Below are 18,684 nucleotides of genomic sequence, written 5' to 3' on the forward strand. Positions count from 1 at the left end.
GGAGCAGTCTCTTTTGTTTTGGTAGGTTTTGCTTCTTCTTTAACAGTTTCAACCGAAGGTGCTGTTGTTTTTTCTTCTACAGGAGTTTCGGGAGTATGGCTTTCCGGTTTCGACTTAACTTCTGCTTTTTCAACGGGCTTTTCAATAGTTTCTTCAACGGTTTCTTCAACGGTTTCTTCAACGGGCTTTTCAGGGCTTTTTTCAACGGGAGTGTTGTAGGTTTCCGTTAAACGAGAATCGCGAATGAACAATTCTTCATTTTTTGTTTCAATGGGAGGTTCAGCTGTTTCTTCTTCTTTAGAAAGAGAAAGTGTTGTACGTTCTGCCGAGATAACTTTTTCCTGAGCAATCTGCTTCACTTTTCTTTCTGCCTGGTATTCACTTATAAGCATTTCGGTCATTTCCGGCGAAAGCTTAGTATTTGGTTTCGGATCAATATCAAAACCTTTTTTACTTAAGAAATCAACAATGGTTGAAAGTCCTACATTGAATTCTCTTGCGGCTTTGCTTAATCGCATGTTTTTAGTAATATCTGCCATACTTCTTTATTTTCAGTCCCGTAATCTTTTTTTAAGTTAGTATTTTGTATAACTATTCAAACTCCGTCTTTAAAATACGAATAACTTCGTTAATAGTTTCTTCTTCCAAATCGGTACGCTTAACTAATTCTTCAACAGGAACAGCTAATACGCTTTTTGCAGTATCACATCCTATTTGTGTTAGCTCATCAATAATCCAATTATCAATTTCATCAGAAAATTCTGTTAAATCAACATCTTCTAAGTCAATATCGGTATCACGATAAACATCTATTTCATAACCGGTAAGTTTTCCGGCTAATTTGATATTAAATCCACCTTTTCCGATAGCTAATGAAACTTGGTCAGGTTTCATATATACATCGGCTCTTTTGTGTTCTTCGTCAATTTCAATTGAGCTTAATTTAGCAGGGCTCAAAGCACGTTGAATATAAAGCGATGTATTAGTAGTATAATTGATAACATCAATATTTTCATTTTTTAATTCGCGAACGATACCGTGAATACGAGAACCTTTCATACCAACACAAGCTCCAACGGGATCAATACGATCATCGTAAGATTCAACAGCAATTTTAGCTCTTTCTCCGGGAACACGTTTAATGTTTTTTATAGTAATCAGTCCGTCATAAACCTCAGGAACTTCTTGTTCGAATAAACGCTCAAGGAATACTTCTGTTGTGCGTGAAAGAATAATAACAGGGCTGTTATTGCGAACATCTACTTTAGAAACAACCGCACGGATAATGTCTCCTTTGCGATAATAATCGTTTGGTATTTGTTCTGATTTAGGAAGAATTAATTCATAGTATTCATCGTCTAAAACTAAGACTTCTTTTTTCCAAACCTGATATACTTCACCGGTAACTATTTCACCAATTTTTTCGCTATACTTTTTATAGATATTATCTTTTTCTAATTCTAAAATTTTAGCAGCTAAATTTTGACGGATAGAAAGTATTTCTCTTCTACCGAAATCTGACATTTTTAAAGCTTCTGAAACTTCTTCTCCAATTTCAAAATCGGGTTCAATTTTAACAGCCTCGGAGAGAGGTATTTGTAGGTTTTCATCTTCTACTTTACCATCTTCTACTATTTCTCTGTTACGCCAAATCTCAAGATCTCCCTTGTCAATATTTACAATGATATCGAAATTCTCGTCGTCACCATAAAGCTTTATCAGCATATGACGAAAAACATCTTCGAGTATACGCATCATTGTTTCCCTATCAATATTTTTGAATTCTTTAAACTCCTGAAAGGTGGATATCAAACTGATTTTTTCTTCCTTCTTTGCCATTTTTGCTTCTTATTAAAAGATAATTTCTATTTTGCTTTGTTTTATTTTATCTAATGTCAATGTTAAAGGTTCTCCTTCTTTATATTTCTTAGGTGTTCCTTTTTTGGCATTTGGATTTTTTTTCAAAGGAATAACTTCAATACTATCACCATTAACATCTTTAAGACGAGCTAAGATTTTTTCTCCTGTTAATAATGTAATGTCAAAGTTTTTCCCAATGTATTTTTTATATTGTCTGATAAATTTTAAAGGCATATCTACTCCGGCACTCGAAACATTTAGAGCGAAATCTTCTTCTTCACGATCGAGACTAAACTCAATATGACGACTTAAATCGACACATTCTGAAATAGAAACGCTCTCGTCACCATCAATATAAAGCATTATTTGATTGTCAGAACTAACGGTTAAATCAACCAAAAACCGTGGCGAATCAAGCAAATGCTCTTGTGCTAATTTTAGAATTTGTTCCTTTGTTATCATTTATATTGTTTTCTACAAAAAAAAGGGGACATTAGCCCCCTCTCCTTAATCTATTTTCTTATATCCATCGACATAAAAAACTCCTTGTAAATTAAGGAGGGCCATCATTCTTCGAAACATTGAGTACCGAAAAACGCTGCAAAAGTACAGTTTTTTTTAACACATCTCATCCTTTTTTAATCTTTTTGCTGATTTTCAGTTGAATAAATAAAAAAACGCTCTTGTTTTTAATCATTTTGTAGTTTTGCTTTGCAAAACAAAAAAAACCAATAATGAAAAAAATAAAATGTTTACTGCTGCTTTCTTTAGCCTTTTTAATGCTTAATATTAATACTCAAGAAAAACTATTTAATTTTAAAGATGCTATTTATTTTAATTCCAAGATATTACCAAAACGAATAAAAAATTTACAGTGGCTTGAAAAAGGTGCTGAATACAGTTTTATTAAAGACAGTACTCTAATGTTAGCTTCGGCAGCAAACGAATCTCCTGCAAAAAAATTATTATCACTACAAAGTTTAAATGGGTTTTTAGCCGAAAATAATTTAACATTAGAACATTTTCCTAATATACATTGGGAATCTAATACAGAATTTACTTTTCAAAATAACAACCGGTTTTTCAATGTAAATATTAAAGATAAAAAATCTTCTTTACTCAACCTTTGGCCCGATTCGGCTCAGAATAGTGAGGTAGAACCGCTAACAAAACGCGTAGCTTATACCATAGAAAATAATCTGTATATTGCCGATAATCAGAAACAAATCCAGCTTACCGATGATCCTGAAAATGTAGTAAACGGACAAACGGTATCTCGCTCGGAATTTGGTATTACCGATGGTATTTTTTGGTCGCCCAAAGGCAATTATCTTGCTTATTACCACAAAGATGAGCGTATGGTGGGCGATTATCCCGTTGTTGATATTACAAGTCCTGAAGCTACCGTAAAAAACATAAAATACCCAATGGCAGGCTCAACAAATGAGTTAATAAAAGTGGCTGTTTACGATGTAAAAACAAAAAAGACTATCTATTTAAAAACCGGTGAAGATATAGATCAATATCTTACAAATATCACTTGGTCGCCCGACGAAAAACAGATTTATATCTCTGTATTAAATCGTGATCAGAATCATTTAAAACTAAATAAATATGATGCCGTAAGCGGCGAGTTTCTTTTTACTCTTTTTGAAGAAAAAGCCGATACTTGGGTAGAACCGGAACATCCGCTTACTTTTTTAAAAAACAGAAACGATCAGTTTATTTGGTTTAGCGAGCGCGACGGTTGGCAACATTTATTTGTATATAATACCGAAGGTCAATTTGTTAAGCAGCTCACCGAAGGTGAATGGACGGTTACTTCTCTCTTAGGTTTTGATAATAGCGGCAAAAATTTAATCATACAAGGCACTAAAGAAAGTCCGATAGAGAAACATATTTATAGAGTTAACTTAAAAAACGGAAAGCTAAAAAAATTGACAGATGAGCATGGTTCACATAATGGTATTCTTTCACCATCAGGAAATTATTTCTTTGATATTTATTCTAATACCGAAACAGCCAGAGTTTATAATGCAATAAGTACGGATGGAAAATCATCAAAAGAACTTCTTCGCGATAATGATCCGTTAAAAGATTATTTAGTAGGAAAAACTATTATGGGAACGCTTAAAAACGATGTAGATATTGATTTGTATTACCGTATGATTTTACCTCCTAATTTTGACAGCACTCAGAAATATCCTGTGTTTTACTATTTATATGGCGGTCCACATGCTCAATTAGTAACCGATTCATGGTTGGGTGGTGCTAATATCTTTATGAATTTAATGGCTCAAAAAGGATATATAGTTTTTACACTCGATAATCGTGGTACACCAAATCGTGGTTTTGCTTTTGAAAATGTTATTCATCGCAAATTGGGACGAAATGAAGTAGCTGATCAAATGATAGGTGTAGATTATTTGCAGAGTTTACCTTTTGTTGATTCAGAAAGAATGGGAATTCAAGGCTGGAGCTATGGTGGATTTATGACACTTACTATGTTAGCCGATAATCCGGGAGTTTTTAAAGCCGGTGTTGCCGGCGGTCCCGTAACCGACTGGAAATATTATGAAATAATGTATGGTGAGCGTTATATGGATACGCCTACACAAAACCCCGAAGGATATAAACAAAGCAGTTTGCTTGAAAAAGCAGGAAATATTTCTGATAGGGTTTTAGTTATTCATGGCGATATTGATCCGACGGTAGTTTGGCAAAACAGTTTAAGTTTTTTACAAGCAGCTATTGATGCAGGCGTTCAGCTAGATTATTTTGTATATCCTCAACAAGAACATAATATGCGCGGTTTAGATAGAGCTCATCTGCTTGAGAAAATATATCGCTATATGGAAGATTTTGTGAAATAGCTATTGTTAAGATGAGGATTTTATTTATCGGAAAAGGGTTTTCCGATTTAGAAAACAGCTTTTGCTATTTCTCTGATATTATCCGGTTTCCCCATAGTGTAAAAATGTAATACAGGAGCTCCTGCAGCAATAAGTTCTTTACTTTGAGCAATGCTCCATTCTATTCCTAATTGATAAACTTGCTTATTAGATTTGCATTTTTGTACTTCTGCTACAAGTTCTTGCGGAATATCAACATGAAAAGTCTGTGGCAACATTATCAATTGTTTTTTTGTAGATAATGGTTTTAATCCGGGAATAATTGGAACATTAATACCAACGGCTCTACAGCTTTTTACAAACTCAAAATACTTATTATTGTCAAAAAACATTTGAGTAACAATATATTCGGCTCCGGCATCTACTTTAGCTTTTAGATTAATTAAATCGCTTTGTAAATTTGGAGCTTCCGGATGCTTTTCGGGATAACCGGCTACACCAATACAGAAATCTGTAGGATGTGTATTTTCTAAATCCTTTTCGAGATAAATGCCGTTATTTAAATCGTTTACTTGTTTAACTAAATCAACGGCAAAGGCGTTGTTATCAGTAGATGTAATAAATTGTTTTTGTGCTGCCGGCAAATCGCCTCGTAAAAGTAAAAGATTGTCAATACCTAAAAAATGTAAATCGATAAGCGCATTTTCTGTTACTTCGCGTTTGAAGCCGCCACAGATTAGATGGGGCACTACATCTATGCCTGTTTTGTATTGTATAGCCGAAGAAATACCCACTGTTCCGGGGCGTTTTCGTATAGTTCGTTTTTTTATAAAACCATCAGGCATAGTTTCATAAATAATTTCTTCCTGATGATAAGTAATATTTATATAAGCAGGATTAAAATCAAGAAGAGGATTTATTTTCTTTTCAATATCACTAAACTGTTCCCCTTTTAAAGGAGGTAATAGTTCAAAAGAAAAAAGTGTATTTGATGCTTTATGAATATGTTCTATTACTTTCATTATAGGATAAATTAAAGGTTTTGATTGAGTAGACTTTTTGCTTTTTCTACTGAAATATTTTTTCTGTCAGCATAGTCGTTTAGCTGATCATCTGCAATTTTACCAACATTAAAATATTTACTTTGTGGATGCGCAAAATAATAACCCGATACACTTGCCGGTGGATACATTGCATAGTTTTCTGTTAATTGAACTCCTATATTTTTTTCAACATTCAGCAAATCGAAAATTACTCTTTTTTCGGAATGTTCAGGACAAGCGGGATATCCGGGTGCGGGTCTAATCCCTCGGTATTTTTCTTTTAAAATAAGCGGAATGTCTGCTTTTTCATCGGGCGCATAGCCCCAATAATTAGCACGTACTTTATAATGTAGAAGCTCAGCTAATGCTTCAGCTAACCTATCGGCCATAATTTTTATCATTATGCTGTTATAGTCATCGTTCTGATCTAAATATTCCTGACTTAAACCATCGGTTCCCGTTCCTATACTAACTACAAAAGCGCCAATATAATCGGTTTCTTTTGTGTCTTTAGATAAGATAAAATCTGCTAAAGAAAGATTGGGAATATTCTGTTCTTTTTTTTCTTGATTACGTAAAAAATGAAATTTAGTCAGTATTTTGTCCTGTTTTTCATCTTCAAAAACAGTAATAGATTCTTGTTGACTATCAGCCGGGAAAATGCCATAAACAGCTTTTGGTTTTATACGTGAGTCTTTTTCCATTTGATCGAGGATAAGCTGTCCGTCATCCCATAATTTTTTAGCTTCAACACCTTTAACCGGATCATCGAAAATAGCGGGATATTTTCCGCTAATTTTCCACGCGTGAAAGAAAAAGGTCCAATCTATCCAAGGACGGATATCCGCAACGGTAAATGTATTCATTAGCTGAACGCCCATTTTATTTGGTTTTACTATTTGAGCAGTATTTGTCTGTATTTTAAAACCGTTTTCGCGTGCCTTAACTAAAGAAATAAGAGTTTTGCTTTGTTTGTTTTTATTGTGCTTTTGACGTAATTCTTTATAACGAGTATTTATTTCTTTCTGAAAATCAGTTTGTTTTGTTGGAGAAATTAGTCGTCCACTAATCTGAACACTTCTTGAAGCATCTTTTACATAAACAACAGGGCTTTGATAAGCAGGAGCAATTTTTACTGCCGTATGAATTTCGGAAGTGGTTGCTCCACCGATTAAAACAGGTATTTTAAGCTCTCGTCTTTGCATTTCTGCCGCTACGTGAACCATTTCTTCGAGCGAAGGAGTGATTAATCCGCTTAAACCAATAATATCTACTTTTTCGTCTATAGCTGTTTGAAGAATTTTTTCAGTAGGAACCATTACCCCTAAATCAATAACTTCAAAATTATTACAACCCAAAATAACACTCACAATATTTTTTCCAATATCATGAACATCACCTTTTACCGTAGCTAACAGAATTTTTCCTGCACTTACTTTTTCACCGGCATTTTCTATTTCGATAAAAGGAAGCAGGTATGCAACGGCTCTTTTCATTACTCTTGCGCTTTTCACAACCTGAGGTAAGAACATTTTTCCCGAGCCAAATAAGTCGCCCACAATATTCATCCCATTCATTAACGGGCCTTCGATAATATGTAAGGCAAACTCAAATTTTTTCTGTGCTTCTTTTAAATCCTCCTCAATATAATCTGTTATCCCTTTTATCAAAGCAAACGACAAGCGTTTTTCCACACTTTCATTTCGCCATTCTAATATTTTATCATTGGTGTTTGCCTTACTATTACCTTCATTATTTTGGGCGTAAATCAAAAGGCGTTCTGTAGCATCTTTACGTTTATTTAAAACTAAATCTTCTACCAAAATCAAAAGCTCTTTTGGAATTTCGTCGTAAATCTGTAACATAGCAGGATTTACAATTGCCATATCTAAACCGGCTTTAATGGCATGAAATAAAAATACAGAGTGTATAGCTTCGCGTACTAAATTGTTACCACGAAAAGCAAAGCTGAGATTACTAACACCACCACTTATTTTTGCATTTGGCAGGTTTTTTTTAATCCATTCTATACTTTTTATAAAATCTACAGCATAATTATTATGTTCTAAAATCCCTGTTCCTATTGTTAAAATATTAGGATCGAAAATAATATCTTCGGGAGCAAAATTTGCTTTATCAACCAACAAATGATAAGCGCGTTTGCAGACAGCAATTTTGGAGTCATAATCTGCTGCTTGTCCGTCTTCGTCAAAAGCCATTACAATGGCAGCGGCGCCATAACGTTTTATTTTCTTGGCGTGATCTATAAAAATTTCTTCGCCTTCTTTTAAGCTGATGGAGTTTACAATTGCCTTTCCCTGAACACATTTTAATCCGGCTTCGATTACACTCCATTTTGAGCTGTCGATCATAATAGGTATACGAGCAATTTCCGGTTCGGAAGCCAATTGATTTAGAAAAGTAACCATTTCACTTTCAGCATCTAACATGGCGTCATCCATACAAACATCTAAAATCTGAGCACCACCTTCAACTTGATGTCGTGCTACACTTAAAGCCTCTTCGTATTTTTTTTCACGAATTAAACGGGCAAACTTACGAGATCCGCTAACATTAGTGCGCTCTCCGATATTTACAAAATTTACGTCTTTATTAATTTTTAAAGGCTCTAAGCCGCTTAATCGGGTTTCTGTTTTTTGTTTAGGACGTTTTCTGACGCTTGCTTTTTCTGCAAGTTTTGCCATTTCTCGTATATGATCCGGAGTTGTTCCGCAACAACCTCCAACAATATTGGCAAAATTATGATCTAAATAATCGTGGATATGATGTCCCATTTTTTCCGGACTTTCATCATATTCGCCAAACTGATTGGGTAAACCGGCATTGGGATGTACGCTCACATAAAAAGATGATTTTTCAGACAATTCTGCTAAATATGGTCGAAGTTGCTCTGCTCCTAAAGCGCAATTTAGTCCTACACTTAGTAAATCGACATGAGAAACGGAATTTAAAAACGCCTCTAAAGTCTGCCCGGAAAGCGTTCTGCCGCTGGCATCGGTAATAGTACCGGAAACCATAAGAGGAAGCTTTCTTTTTTCCTTTTCAAATAATTCTTCAAGTGCAAATAATGCCGATTTTGCATTTAAGGTATCAAAAATAGTTTCAATAAGAAAAACATCAACACCTCCATCGAAAAGAGCCTTAGCTTGTTGATAATAAAGATCTTTTAAGTCATCAAAACTTACCGCTCTATATCCGGGGTCGTTAACATCAGGAGATAAAGAAGCTGTTTTATTGGTTGGACCTAATACGCCTGCAACAAAGCGAGGTTTATCGGGATTTTTAGAACTGTATTTGTCTGCTGCCTTTCTGGCTATTTGAGCGGCAGCAAAATTAATATCGTAAACCAAATGCTCCATTTTATAATCTGCCAAAGAAATACGATTGGCATTAAAAGTGTTGGTTTCGATTATATCTGCTCCTGCTTCTAAATATTCCTCATGAATATTTTGTATAATATCGGCTTGAGTTAAACAAAGCAAATCGTTATTTCCTTTAACATTTACCGGCCAATCTGCAAATTGTTTTCCGCGAAAACCCTCTTCATTAAGCTCTTGATTTTGGATCATTGTTCCCATTGCTCCATCAAGAACCAAAACCCTCTTTTTTATTTCATCTTTTATATTGTTCATTCTTTTATTGTCCGATTGTTTAAATGCCAAATTTGATTTTGTGACATGTATTAGAGGAATATTTGAATTTACTGCAAAAGTACGGGATTTTTTTATCTGACAATAGAAGATGACCCTTAGAAATAAGAAGAGAAAGATTTATAAATAATGATTTAAAGGCTTTAAAGATATGGAGTGTTAAAAAACAAGCTCAAATTATCTTTTATATCTAAATCATCTGATTAGTGTGTCTGTCCTTTTCTTCTTATTTTTGAAGAAAATTAGTGTATGAATCTTTTAATGGAAAATCAAAGCTTTTTAGTCTGTGGTGCGGCAAGTGGATTTGGTCGTGCAATTGCAGAAGCCTTGCTTGTAGAAGGTGCCAAAGTAATTGTTACAGCCCGAAGAGAAGCAGAACTGAAAAAGATAGCGGAGATAGCGCCGGATCGCGTACAGTATATCGTTGCCGATTTATTTAAGGAAGAAGATCAGGATAATTTATTGAGTAAAATCGACTTAAACCAATTAAGTGGTGTTGTAATAAATGCCGGTGGTCCACCGGCAAAGTCGTTTTTAGAAACTGAAATGGAAGATTGGGATAATGCTTATGTCAGTTTGGTAAAATGGAAAGTACGTCTAACCAAAAAAATTCTTCCGGCACTTATTGCAAATAAATATGGGCGATTGGTATTTGTGGAAAGCAAATCGGTAAAGCAACCTGTTGAGAATTTAGTATTGAGTAATTCGATGCGAATGGCCGTTGTTGGAATGGTTAAAACACTCTCGCAAGAAGTTGCACATCACGGAATCACAATGAATATTATGGCTCCGGGTTATCACGATACGCCGGCTATGCAACGTATTTTTGAAAAGAAAGCAAGCGTTAATAATATCAGTATTGCCGAAGCTCGAAAATCTATTGAATCGGAAATTGCTATGGGAAAGATGGGTAATCCAAAAGATTTTGCACAAATGGCGGTATTATTACTTTCTCCTGCATCCAATTTTATAAACGGACAAACAATAAGTGTTGAAGGCGGATTAATAAAAGGTGTTTTTGGATAAAAATAAAATATAATTGTTTGAGTAGATATCATAGAATGTATTTTTTATAAAAAAACAGTGATGACAAATTATTTTGAAAAATCATTTGAGTTGAGGTATTTCGAGATGAATAAATTTGGAGAAGCTTCTTCAACAACAATACTTACCTTATTGGAAGAAACTGCTGCCGAACATTGTTTTTCTATAAATCACAGTCTGTATCAACTTGAAAACCAGAATATAGGTTGGGTTTTAGTCTCCGGATTTCTTGAAATGGACCGTTATCCTAAGTATAAAGAAAAAATTATTATAAGAACATGGTTATCAAAATACTCCACCGTAACAGGAGTTAGAGAGAATATTATTTATGATGAGCAGGAACTTATTATTGGTAAGGCTAAAGGTTTATGGGTTTTCTTTAATATTGAGCGAAGAAGACCGGCTCGGATTTTGGACGATATAAAAGAAAAATGGTCTTTCTGTACGGAAGAAAGTATAGAACATAATATTTCTAAAAAGATACAGCCAATAGAATCGACAGAAAACACATTGAAATATAAAGTTTATCGTTTTGATGTTGATTCTAATAAACATGTAAATAATATTAGATACCTCCAATGGGTAACAGAATCTATTCCCGAGGAGGTAACGGATAATTATTATTTGCATTCTATTGACGGACGTTTTATAGCAGAGGCTCAATTGGGAGACACTATTAAGTCGTTTATCAAAAAAGATATTGAGAGTAATTCTTTTATACATACCATTAAAACACAAGACGATAAGGTTTGTGCAACTGCAAGAACTGTGTGGAAAAAGAGGGGAGATGCAATAACAAATAAATTTTAACGCTCTTTTGAATAAAGATAGTCAATACAATATTCATAAGCGAAAGCGCAATTTTTGTAAATTAGCCATCAGGAAATAAAATTATGACCAAAAAATCGGAAAAAGTCAGTAAACGGAAGTTACAGTCTTCTTATTTTACAACTGTTGTTAGTATCAGTTTGGTATTATTTTTAATGGGTTTGTTAGGTTTGTTAATACTTAACAGCAAAAAACTTTCGGATCATGTGAAAGAAAACATAGGCTTTTCTATTGTAATGAATCCGGGAGTTAAAGAAGCCCGAATTTTAGAATTGAAAAAAACTCTTGATGCTGCTGAGTTTGTTCGCTATGCCGAATATATTACTCCTGAAGAAGCGGCAGATGAATTATCTAAAGATTTAGGTGAGGATTTTTTAGGTTTCTTAGGCTTTAACCCTCTTTTACCATCTATCGATTTACGACTTAGTGCCGATTACGCTAATATTGATAGCTTACAAGTGATTGAAAAACACTTATTAGAAAATACAGATATTAAAGAAGTTTACTATCAAAAATCCTTGGTTGAGTTAGTTAATCAAAATATCCGGAAGTTAAGTCTTGTTTTATTGGTCTTTAGCTTCTTACTTTTACTTATCTCCATAGCTTTGATAAATAATACAATTCGTTTATCGGTATATTCTAAACGCTTTATAATTAGAACTATGCAACTGGTTGGAGCTACCCGTGGTTTTATCCGAAGGCCATTTATACTTACAGGTGTTATACACGGATTAATATCGGCTTTATTAGCATCTGCTATGTTAGCAGTAATTATTTATTTTTCTATGCAAGAAATGCCAGAACTATTAACTTTGCAAGATTATAATTTGTTTCTTAGCTTGTTTGGCTTTGTTATTTTTCTGGGTGTATTTATAACTCTAATATCTAATTTCTCAGCGGTAAATAAATACTTAAAAGCTAAGCCTGATCAACTATATTAATAATTCTGTTAAAATGATGAAAGAAAAACACACAATAGATAATAAAAATGAAATGTTTGTTTTTGGCAAACGTAACTATAAGTTTTTGCTTATTGGTTTAGGTTTTATTTTACTTGGCTTTTTATTAATGATGGGTGGTGGAACCGACTCTCCCGATGAATTTAATGAAGCTATATTTGGGTTTCAACGTCTTACCCTTGCACCAATTCTTATACTTGCGGGTTTTGCCATTGAAATTTATGCTATTATGAGTAAACCAAAAGATAAGTCGGAAAACTAATTTTGAGCAATTAAAAAATATTGATTATGGGATGGATGGAAGCATTAATCTTGGGTATTATACAGGGTTTAACAGAATTTTTACCGGTAAGTAGTAGTGGTCATTTAGAAATTGCCAAATTTCTTTTAGGCGATAATAGCCTGCCGGAAGAAAGCATGTTGATGACTGTTGTTCTTCACGGAGCTACTGCATTAAGTACAATATTAGTTTTCCGTAAAGACATAATGGAAATTTTCAGAGGCTTGTTTCAATTCAAATGGAATGAAGAAACTATATTTTCACTTAAAATCATCATTTCTATGATACCGGCTGCTTTTGTCGGTTTATATTTTAATGATTTAATAGAAACTATGTTTGGAGGTCAATTGCTTTTAGTGGGTGCTATGTTGCTTGTTACCGCCGTTTTGTTAGTTTTTGCCGATCGCGCTGAAACTACCGATAAAAAAGTGAGTTATTTTGATGCTATTATTATTGGTATTGCTCAAGCTATTGCTATTTTACCCGGCATTTCGCGTTCAGGAGCAACAATATCTACTTCGGTTATTTTAAAAATTGATAGAAGTAGAGCCGCTCGTTTTTCTTTCTTAATGGTTGTTCCTCTTATTTTAGGAAAAATGACTCAGGATTTAATGGCCGGTGGACTGAATTACGAAAACTCTGTGCTTATTCCTTTAATTATTGGTTTTATTGCGGCATTTATTACAGGTGTTTTAGCTTGTACTTGGATGATTAAATTGGTAAAAAATGCCAAACTTTCTTACTTTGCCATTTATTGTGCCATTGTTGGTCTTGCAACAATATCTTATGTTTTATTCTTTGTCTAAACCTTATCGTTTTGCATAATTTCGATTTTCAAAAAGGAGAATTAATACTTATTGATAAACCTTATAAGTGGACATCTTTTGATGTGGTTAAAAGTGTAAAAGGACAAGCCCGAAGAATTACCGGAATTAAACGAATAAAAGTGGGTCACGCAGGCACGTTAGATCCTTTGGCAACAGGATTATTATTGATTTGTACAGGTAAAAAAACCAAAGAGATTGAAGGTTTTCAAGCTCAAGAAAAAGAATATACAGGCACTATTTATTTGGGTGCTACCACACCCTGTTTTGATTTGGAGAAAGAAGTAGATAAGCGTTTTGATATTTCCGAAATTACGGAAGAGCAAGTGCGAAATACAACAGCCCAGTTTTTAGGAGAAATAGAGCAAACGCCACCCATTTTTTCAGCTATTAAAATTGATGGAAAAAGAGCCTATGAATATGCTCGAAATGATGAAGAGGTAAAGATAAAATCGAAGAAGATTAACATCTACGAATTTGAACTTACTCGTGTTGAATTGCCCGAAATTGATTTTAGGATTCGTTGCAGTAAAGGAACATATATCCGTTCTATTGCTCGTGATTTTGGCTTGGCTTTAAATAATGGTGCTCATCTTACAGCACTCAGAAGAACGAAGATTGGAGATTTCTGTGTGGAAGACGCCATGACTCCTGCCACATTTAAAGAGTTGGTAAAAGAGGTTCCAAATGCCAATAAATAAAATAATTTGAGTGACAAATTAATAACATTTCATCGTTAAATTCTTTTTCTTTTTTCTTAAGAATAAGCAATAAAGCCAAGTATTTTTGGTTTAAAGAAAAACGAAGTTTTAAAATTGATACATCATGTTTAAAAAATTATTCTCAGTTGCTTTATTTGCAATTCTATCTTTTGGGGCACAGGCTCAATTTGTTTTTGACGAAGGCGATGTAGCCATTAATACCGGTATTGGTTTTATTTCTGCCGATGGTTTAATACCTTCTTTTAATTTAAGTGCAGAATTAGGTTTAATTCCTACCGGGGATGTTGGTGTTGTTTCTATTGGGGGAGAGTTAGAATATAAATACTCCAAGGTAATGGGGCTTTATTATAATCAATTAACTATCGGTCCACGTGCTGCTTGGCATATGCAGATGGACTTCTTGGAACAAACTAATTTTGATTTGTATGCCGGACTTGGTGTAGGTTTAAGAGTGTATAAAGTTTATAATGGAGTAACTTTTAATTTAGATTCAAAACTTGGGGCTTATATATCTACTTTTATTGGTGGAAGAATGATGCTTGATGATGATTTTGGAGTTTTTGCTGAATTAGGTGGCGGTGGTATTGCCGTAACAAAAGCAGGGATAATACTTCGTTTATAATTCTTTCACTTGGAAAAAATCAGCTGCAATACCATCAGCAAAAAATAAACCTTTTTCGCTTAATCTATAATGCGTTTCGCTTTTTAAAAGTTGTCCGCTTTCAATATATTTTTGCGTTTGCTGATTAAGATTATCTAACCAAACCTTCTCAAAATGTTGTTCTAAATAATTAATTTCAACACCCCATTTTGTGCGTAAACCCGTCATTATAATTTCGTTCCACTCGTCCGATTTGCTCAATATTTCGGTTTCGGAAGGAAGTAAACCATTATTTACTGAATCCATATAAGGTTTTAGTTGAGCTATATTCCAAGATCGCGACAGTAAATTAAAAGAATGAGCTGAAGGACCGATACCGAGATATTTTTTTCGCCTCCAATAATTGGTATTATGAAGGGCATATTTTTGATTAAATGCAAAATTGGAAATCTCGTATTGTTCTAAATTATTTTCCTTGGCAAAAGCAAGCAAAAGTTTAAAATGCTCTTCACCTTGTACATCAGTGGGCGGTGCATATTTCCCTTTTTTAATTAAGATATCGTAAGCCGTATTTTCTTCGCGTGTAAGATTATAAGCCGAAAGGTGTTCAATTTGTAAAGCTTTAAATTGACGTAAATTTTCTTGCCAGCTTGCTGTTGTTGCTATCGGAATACCATAAATTAAATCTAAGCTTATAGAAGAAAAGCCTGTATCCTGAGCTCTTTTTAAGGCACTTTTGGCCTCTTTTCCCGTATGCAAGCGATTGAGATAAAATAGCTCTTTATCATTAAAACTTTGCACCCCAATACTAAGTCTGTTTACCGCTGTTTTGCCAAGCATTTGTAAATAGGCTTTGCTTAAATCATCAGTATTGGCTTCAAAAGTAATTTCGGCTTTTTTCCCAACGGAAAAGGTTTTGTATATTTTCTCAAAAATGGAGTTCAATTCCTTTTCGTTTAAAAGGCTGGGTGTTCCACCGCCAAAATAAATACTGTCCAGATTTTCACCTTGCAAATAGTCTTTTTGTAATTCAATTTCTTGAAGCAAAGCCTCTATGAGTTGAGGTTTAAACTTCACACTGGCTAAAGAATAGAAATTACAATAGTGGCATTTTTGTTTACAAAAAGGAATATGTAGATAGAGTCCGGCCATAATTTTAAACAAAATTAGGTCTTTATTTTTTTATAACTACACTGTAATTTTTAAAATTTACTACATTTGATAAATCAAAATCCCTAAAAACCCACCCTATGAAACTTTTTAAAAAAATCCTTTTTAGTATTTTATTATTTCTAATTGTTGTAGCTGTTGGTGCATATATTTATATTAATAATTTATCTTCTAAGGCTATACCTGATTACAATCAAACTGTTGAACTTAAGGGGCTTACCGATGATGTTCAAGTTTATCGTGATTCATTGGCAATTCCTCATATTTACGCTAAGAATGAAAGCGATTTATTCAGAACTGTAGGCTTTGTTATGGCAGAAGATAGGATGTGGCAAATGGATTTATTACGTCGTGTAACTCAAGGTCGATTAGCCGAAATATTTGGTGAGGATTTAATAAAAACCGACTTATTCCTTCGTGCCTTGCGCATACCGGAAAAATCGAAAATGATGTTTGACGATATTACGCCTGAACAAAGAGCTGCCTTAGAAGCTTATGCCGATGGTGTAAATCAATATATAGAGCAATATGCAGATAAACTACCTTTGGAATTTAATGTTTTAGGTTATAAACCGGATCCTTGGAAACCGGAACATTCGCTTAATGTAACAGGATATATGGCTTGGGATTTAGCGGGAAGTGCTTATAATGCAGAAATAACTTTATATAAAATTATTCAATCTATCGGAATAGAAAAGGCAGAAGGTCTTGTTCCTAATATTGCAGAAAGAGGCGTTGTGGTTTATCCCGATTTTAAAATAAACCCGGCTTTATTGGAATTAAAAAACAGTCTAATGGCCGAATCCGAAACCGTCGAAAAATTAGGAGTGCAAATTTTTAACGGAAGTAATAATTGGGCTGTTTCCGGTAAAAAATCAACAACAGGAATGCCAATAATGTCGAACGATATGCACCTTGGACTGAATGCACCGGGCATTTGGTATCAAATGCATGCTGTTGTAGAAGGAGGATATAACGCTAGTGGTGTGGCGGTTCCCGGACAACCGCTTATTGTTGCAGGTCATAATGAAAATATAAGTTGGGGAATGACTAATCTTTATGTTGATGATATTGATTTGTATCTCGAAACTATTAATCCGGAAGATAGTAATCAATACTTTTTTATGGGAGAGTGGAAACCTTTGGAAATCCGTAAAGAACTTATTTGTGTTAAGGGTGGCGATTCTGTTTATAAAGTAAATAAATTTACTCATCGAGGACCAATAATTTCCGGTTTTAAAAAGATGAATCAAGCTATTTCAATGCGGTGGATTGGTAATGATTATAGCAACGAAATACGCGCTGTATATGAACTTAATAAAGCTGCTAACTGGGATGAATTCAAAGATGCTATTCGTACTTTTAATTCTGTTAGTCAGAATTTTATTTATGCTGATGTCAACGGAAATATTGGTTTATACGCCGGAGGAGGAGTACCAATTAGGAATGGTAAAAATTACTTAATTAAACCCGGCGAAACGGATGAGTTTGATTGGACAGGCCGTATTCCTTTCGAGGAACTTCCTCATAGCTATAATCCTGAAAGCGGCATGGTTTCTTCGGCTAATAATAAAACCGTAGGTAACGATTATCCTTATTATATCGGAACGTATTTCTCTCAAGATTATAGAATTAATCGCATTCGCGAGATGCTTACAGAAAAAGAAAAACTCTCGGTTGATGATTTTAAAGCAATGCAGTCTGATCAAAATTCTATGATGGCAAGGACTTTTGTCCCCGATATGCTTGCCGAATTAGCTTCGGTAGATGGTGATGAAAACTTTAAAAAAGCATATAAATATTTGCTCGACTGGAATGGAACTATGGATGCCAATGCTGTTGCTCCTTTAATCTTTGAAAAGACCTATCATAATATGCTCGTATCTTTATTAAAAGATGATTTGGGCGAAGAGTTATTTACCGAATATTATAATAATTCCCAGCTTTCGCGCAATTTTATCGACGATTTTTGGAAAACCAAAGATCCTCTTTGGTGCGATGATATTTCTACTCCTGATATAGTGGAAAGTTTTGGCGATATTGTAAGAAAAAGTTTTAATGAAACACTTACTCAGCTTAGTGCTGAATTAGGTCCGGATATTAACAAATGGACTTGGGGAAGCGTTCATAAAGTGTCGTTTAAACACCAAATGGGTGGAGTAGATATTTTAGATAAAGTGTTTAAGTTAAACCGCGGGCCATATTCAATTGGAGGAAGTTTCCATACGGTAAGTCCTTATTCTTACCCTTTTTCTGATGCTTTTAATGCTAATCACGGAGCCTCACAACGTCATATTTATGTGCCAAATAATTGGGACGAATCTTTAACAATTATCCCAACAGGCGAATCCGGAATTCCGGCTTCTAAACATTATATGGATCAAACAAAAAAATATTTGAATAACGAATATCATTCCGATCCGTTTACTAAAGAGGCTGTGAAAAAGCAAACATTATATACGGCTAAATTTGTTCCGAAAAAATAAAGAGATTGAGTCTGAAAACTTAGTTTAAAAATCCATTTATAGAATATACGATAAAAGCAATATAAGTGTAATAAGTAATTTTATACAAATGTTACCTACCATAAAAAAAAGAAAAATTGGCGTATAAGAAAAAACAACATATCAATCCAGAAACTTATTTAAGGCATTTTTCAGAAAACAAATTTGTCTATGTCATTAAATTGAATAATAAGTTCCAAAGGAATTTGTATAGAGAAGGAATTGGGCACAAGATGTTCTCCAAGAAAAACTATTATAACTTTCCCAATAGAAAGAATGAACCTATTCTCGAAGATCTGTTTGCCAAAATTGAAACGAATGACTAC

16 protein-coding genes are annotated in these 18,684 nt (G+C 34.0%); 10 read left to right on the plus strand and 6 right to left on the minus strand.

Features of this window, described 5'->3' with window-relative positions; genetic code table 11:
• The 3 genes from J7K39_03245 to rimP form a co-directional block, all read right to left on the minus strand.
• Positions 1 to 539: hypothetical protein (locus tag J7K39_03245; GenBank protein ID MCD6178899.1), on the minus strand; the 539-nt coding region annotated here is incomplete at its 3' end.
• Between the two features lie 52 nt (positions 540 to 591).
• Complete coding sequence (nusA, locus tag J7K39_03250; protein ID MCD6178900.1) at positions 592 to 1,839, minus strand: transcription termination/antitermination protein NusA; 1,248 nt, start codon at positions 1,837 to 1,839, stop codon at positions 592 to 594.
• 12 nt (positions 1,840 to 1,851) lie between these two features.
• Positions 1,852 to 2,322: a ribosome assembly cofactor RimP gene (gene rimP, locus J7K39_03255; GenBank protein MCD6178901.1), complete on the minus strand. Its 471-nt coding sequence runs from the start codon at positions 2,320 to 2,322 to the stop codon at positions 1,852 to 1,854.
• Between the two features lie 272 nt (positions 2,323 to 2,594).
• Between rimP and J7K39_03260 the strand changes: the two genes are divergently transcribed.
• Positions 2,595 to 4,733: a S9 family peptidase gene (locus tag J7K39_03260; GenBank protein ID MCD6178902.1), complete on the plus strand. Its 2,139-nt coding sequence runs from the start codon at positions 2,595 to 2,597 to the stop codon at positions 4,731 to 4,733.
• A 47-nt stretch (positions 4,734 to 4,780) separates the two neighbouring features.
• On the opposite strand, the gene metF is transcribed toward J7K39_03260, so the two are convergent.
• Positions 4,781 to 5,734 carry a methylenetetrahydrofolate reductase [NAD(P)H] gene (gene metF, locus J7K39_03265; GenBank protein MCD6178903.1) on the minus strand — a complete coding sequence of 318 codons (954 nt, stop codon included), beginning with the start codon at positions 5,732 to 5,734 and terminating at the stop codon, positions 4,781 to 4,783.
• A gap of 11 nt (positions 5,735 to 5,745) precedes the next feature.
• On the minus strand, positions 5,746 to 9,408 hold the full coding sequence (gene metH, locus J7K39_03270; protein MCD6178904.1) for a methionine synthase: 3,663 nt from the start codon (positions 9,406 to 9,408) through the stop codon (positions 5,746 to 5,748).
• Positions 9,409 to 9,675: 267 nt separating this feature from the next.
• Here metH and J7K39_03275 point away from each other — a divergent pair, with 267 nt between their 5' ends.
• The 7 genes from J7K39_03275 (at position 9,676) to J7K39_03305 (ending at position 14,705) form a co-directional block, all read left to right on the plus strand.
• Positions 9,676 to 10,452, plus strand: coding sequence for an SDR family oxidoreductase (locus J7K39_03275; GenBank protein MCD6178905.1), 777 nt, complete (start codon positions 9,676 to 9,678; stop codon positions 10,450 to 10,452).
• A 60-nt stretch (positions 10,453 to 10,512) separates the two neighbouring features.
• Positions 10,513 to 11,280 (plus strand): hypothetical protein, encoded by a 768-nt coding sequence (locus tag J7K39_03280; protein MCD6178906.1) that lies wholly within the window; start codon positions 10,513 to 10,515, stop codon positions 11,278 to 11,280.
• Between the two features lie 83 nt (positions 11,281 to 11,363).
• Positions 11,364 to 12,239: a permease-like cell division protein FtsX gene (locus tag J7K39_03285; protein ID MCD6178907.1), complete on the plus strand. Its 876-nt coding sequence runs from the start codon at positions 11,364 to 11,366 to the stop codon at positions 12,237 to 12,239.
• Between the two features lie 16 nt (positions 12,240 to 12,255).
• On the plus strand, positions 12,256 to 12,519 hold the full coding sequence (locus J7K39_03290; protein MCD6178908.1) for a DUF3098 domain-containing protein: 264 nt from the start codon (positions 12,256 to 12,258) through the stop codon (positions 12,517 to 12,519).
• Between the two features lie 26 nt (positions 12,520 to 12,545).
• On the plus strand, positions 12,546 to 13,343 hold the full coding sequence (locus tag J7K39_03295) for an undecaprenyl-diphosphate phosphatase (protein ID MCD6178909.1): 798 nt from the start codon (positions 12,546 to 12,548) through the stop codon (positions 13,341 to 13,343).
• Positions 13,344 to 13,354: 11 nt separating this feature from the next.
• Positions 13,355 to 14,062, plus strand: a complete 708-nt coding sequence (truB, locus tag J7K39_03300) for a tRNA pseudouridine(55) synthase TruB (protein ID MCD6178910.1) — start codon at positions 13,355 to 13,357, stop codon at positions 14,060 to 14,062.
• A 124-nt stretch (positions 14,063 to 14,186) separates the two neighbouring features.
• Positions 14,187 to 14,705, plus strand: coding sequence for a hypothetical protein (locus J7K39_03305; GenBank protein MCD6178911.1), 519 nt, complete (start codon positions 14,187 to 14,189; stop codon positions 14,703 to 14,705).
• Here J7K39_03305 and hemW read toward each other — a convergent pair.
• Positions 14,700 to 15,836, minus strand: coding sequence for a radical SAM family heme chaperone HemW (gene hemW, locus J7K39_03310; GenBank protein ID MCD6178912.1), 1,137 nt, complete (start codon positions 15,834 to 15,836; stop codon positions 14,700 to 14,702). The genes J7K39_03305 and hemW overlap by 6 nt on opposite strands.
• 98 nt (positions 15,837 to 15,934) lie before the next feature.
• Between hemW and J7K39_03315 the strand changes: the two genes are divergently transcribed.
• The gene (locus J7K39_03315) at positions 15,935 to 18,340 is read left to right on the plus strand and encodes a penicillin acylase family protein (protein ID MCD6178913.1); all 2,406 of its coding nucleotides are present in this window, start codon (positions 15,935 to 15,937) and stop codon (positions 18,338 to 18,340) included.
• A 116-nt stretch (positions 18,341 to 18,456) separates the two neighbouring features.
• Positions 18,457 to 18,684, plus strand: a 228-nt coding sequence (locus J7K39_03320; GenBank protein ID MCD6178914.1) for a DUF4238 domain-containing protein, incomplete at its 3' end; no start/stop codon positions are given.

It is taken from the genome of Bacteroidales bacterium (assembly GCA_021157585.1).
Classification (GTDB): domain Bacteria; phylum Bacteroidota; class Bacteroidia; order Bacteroidales; family UBA12170; genus UBA12170.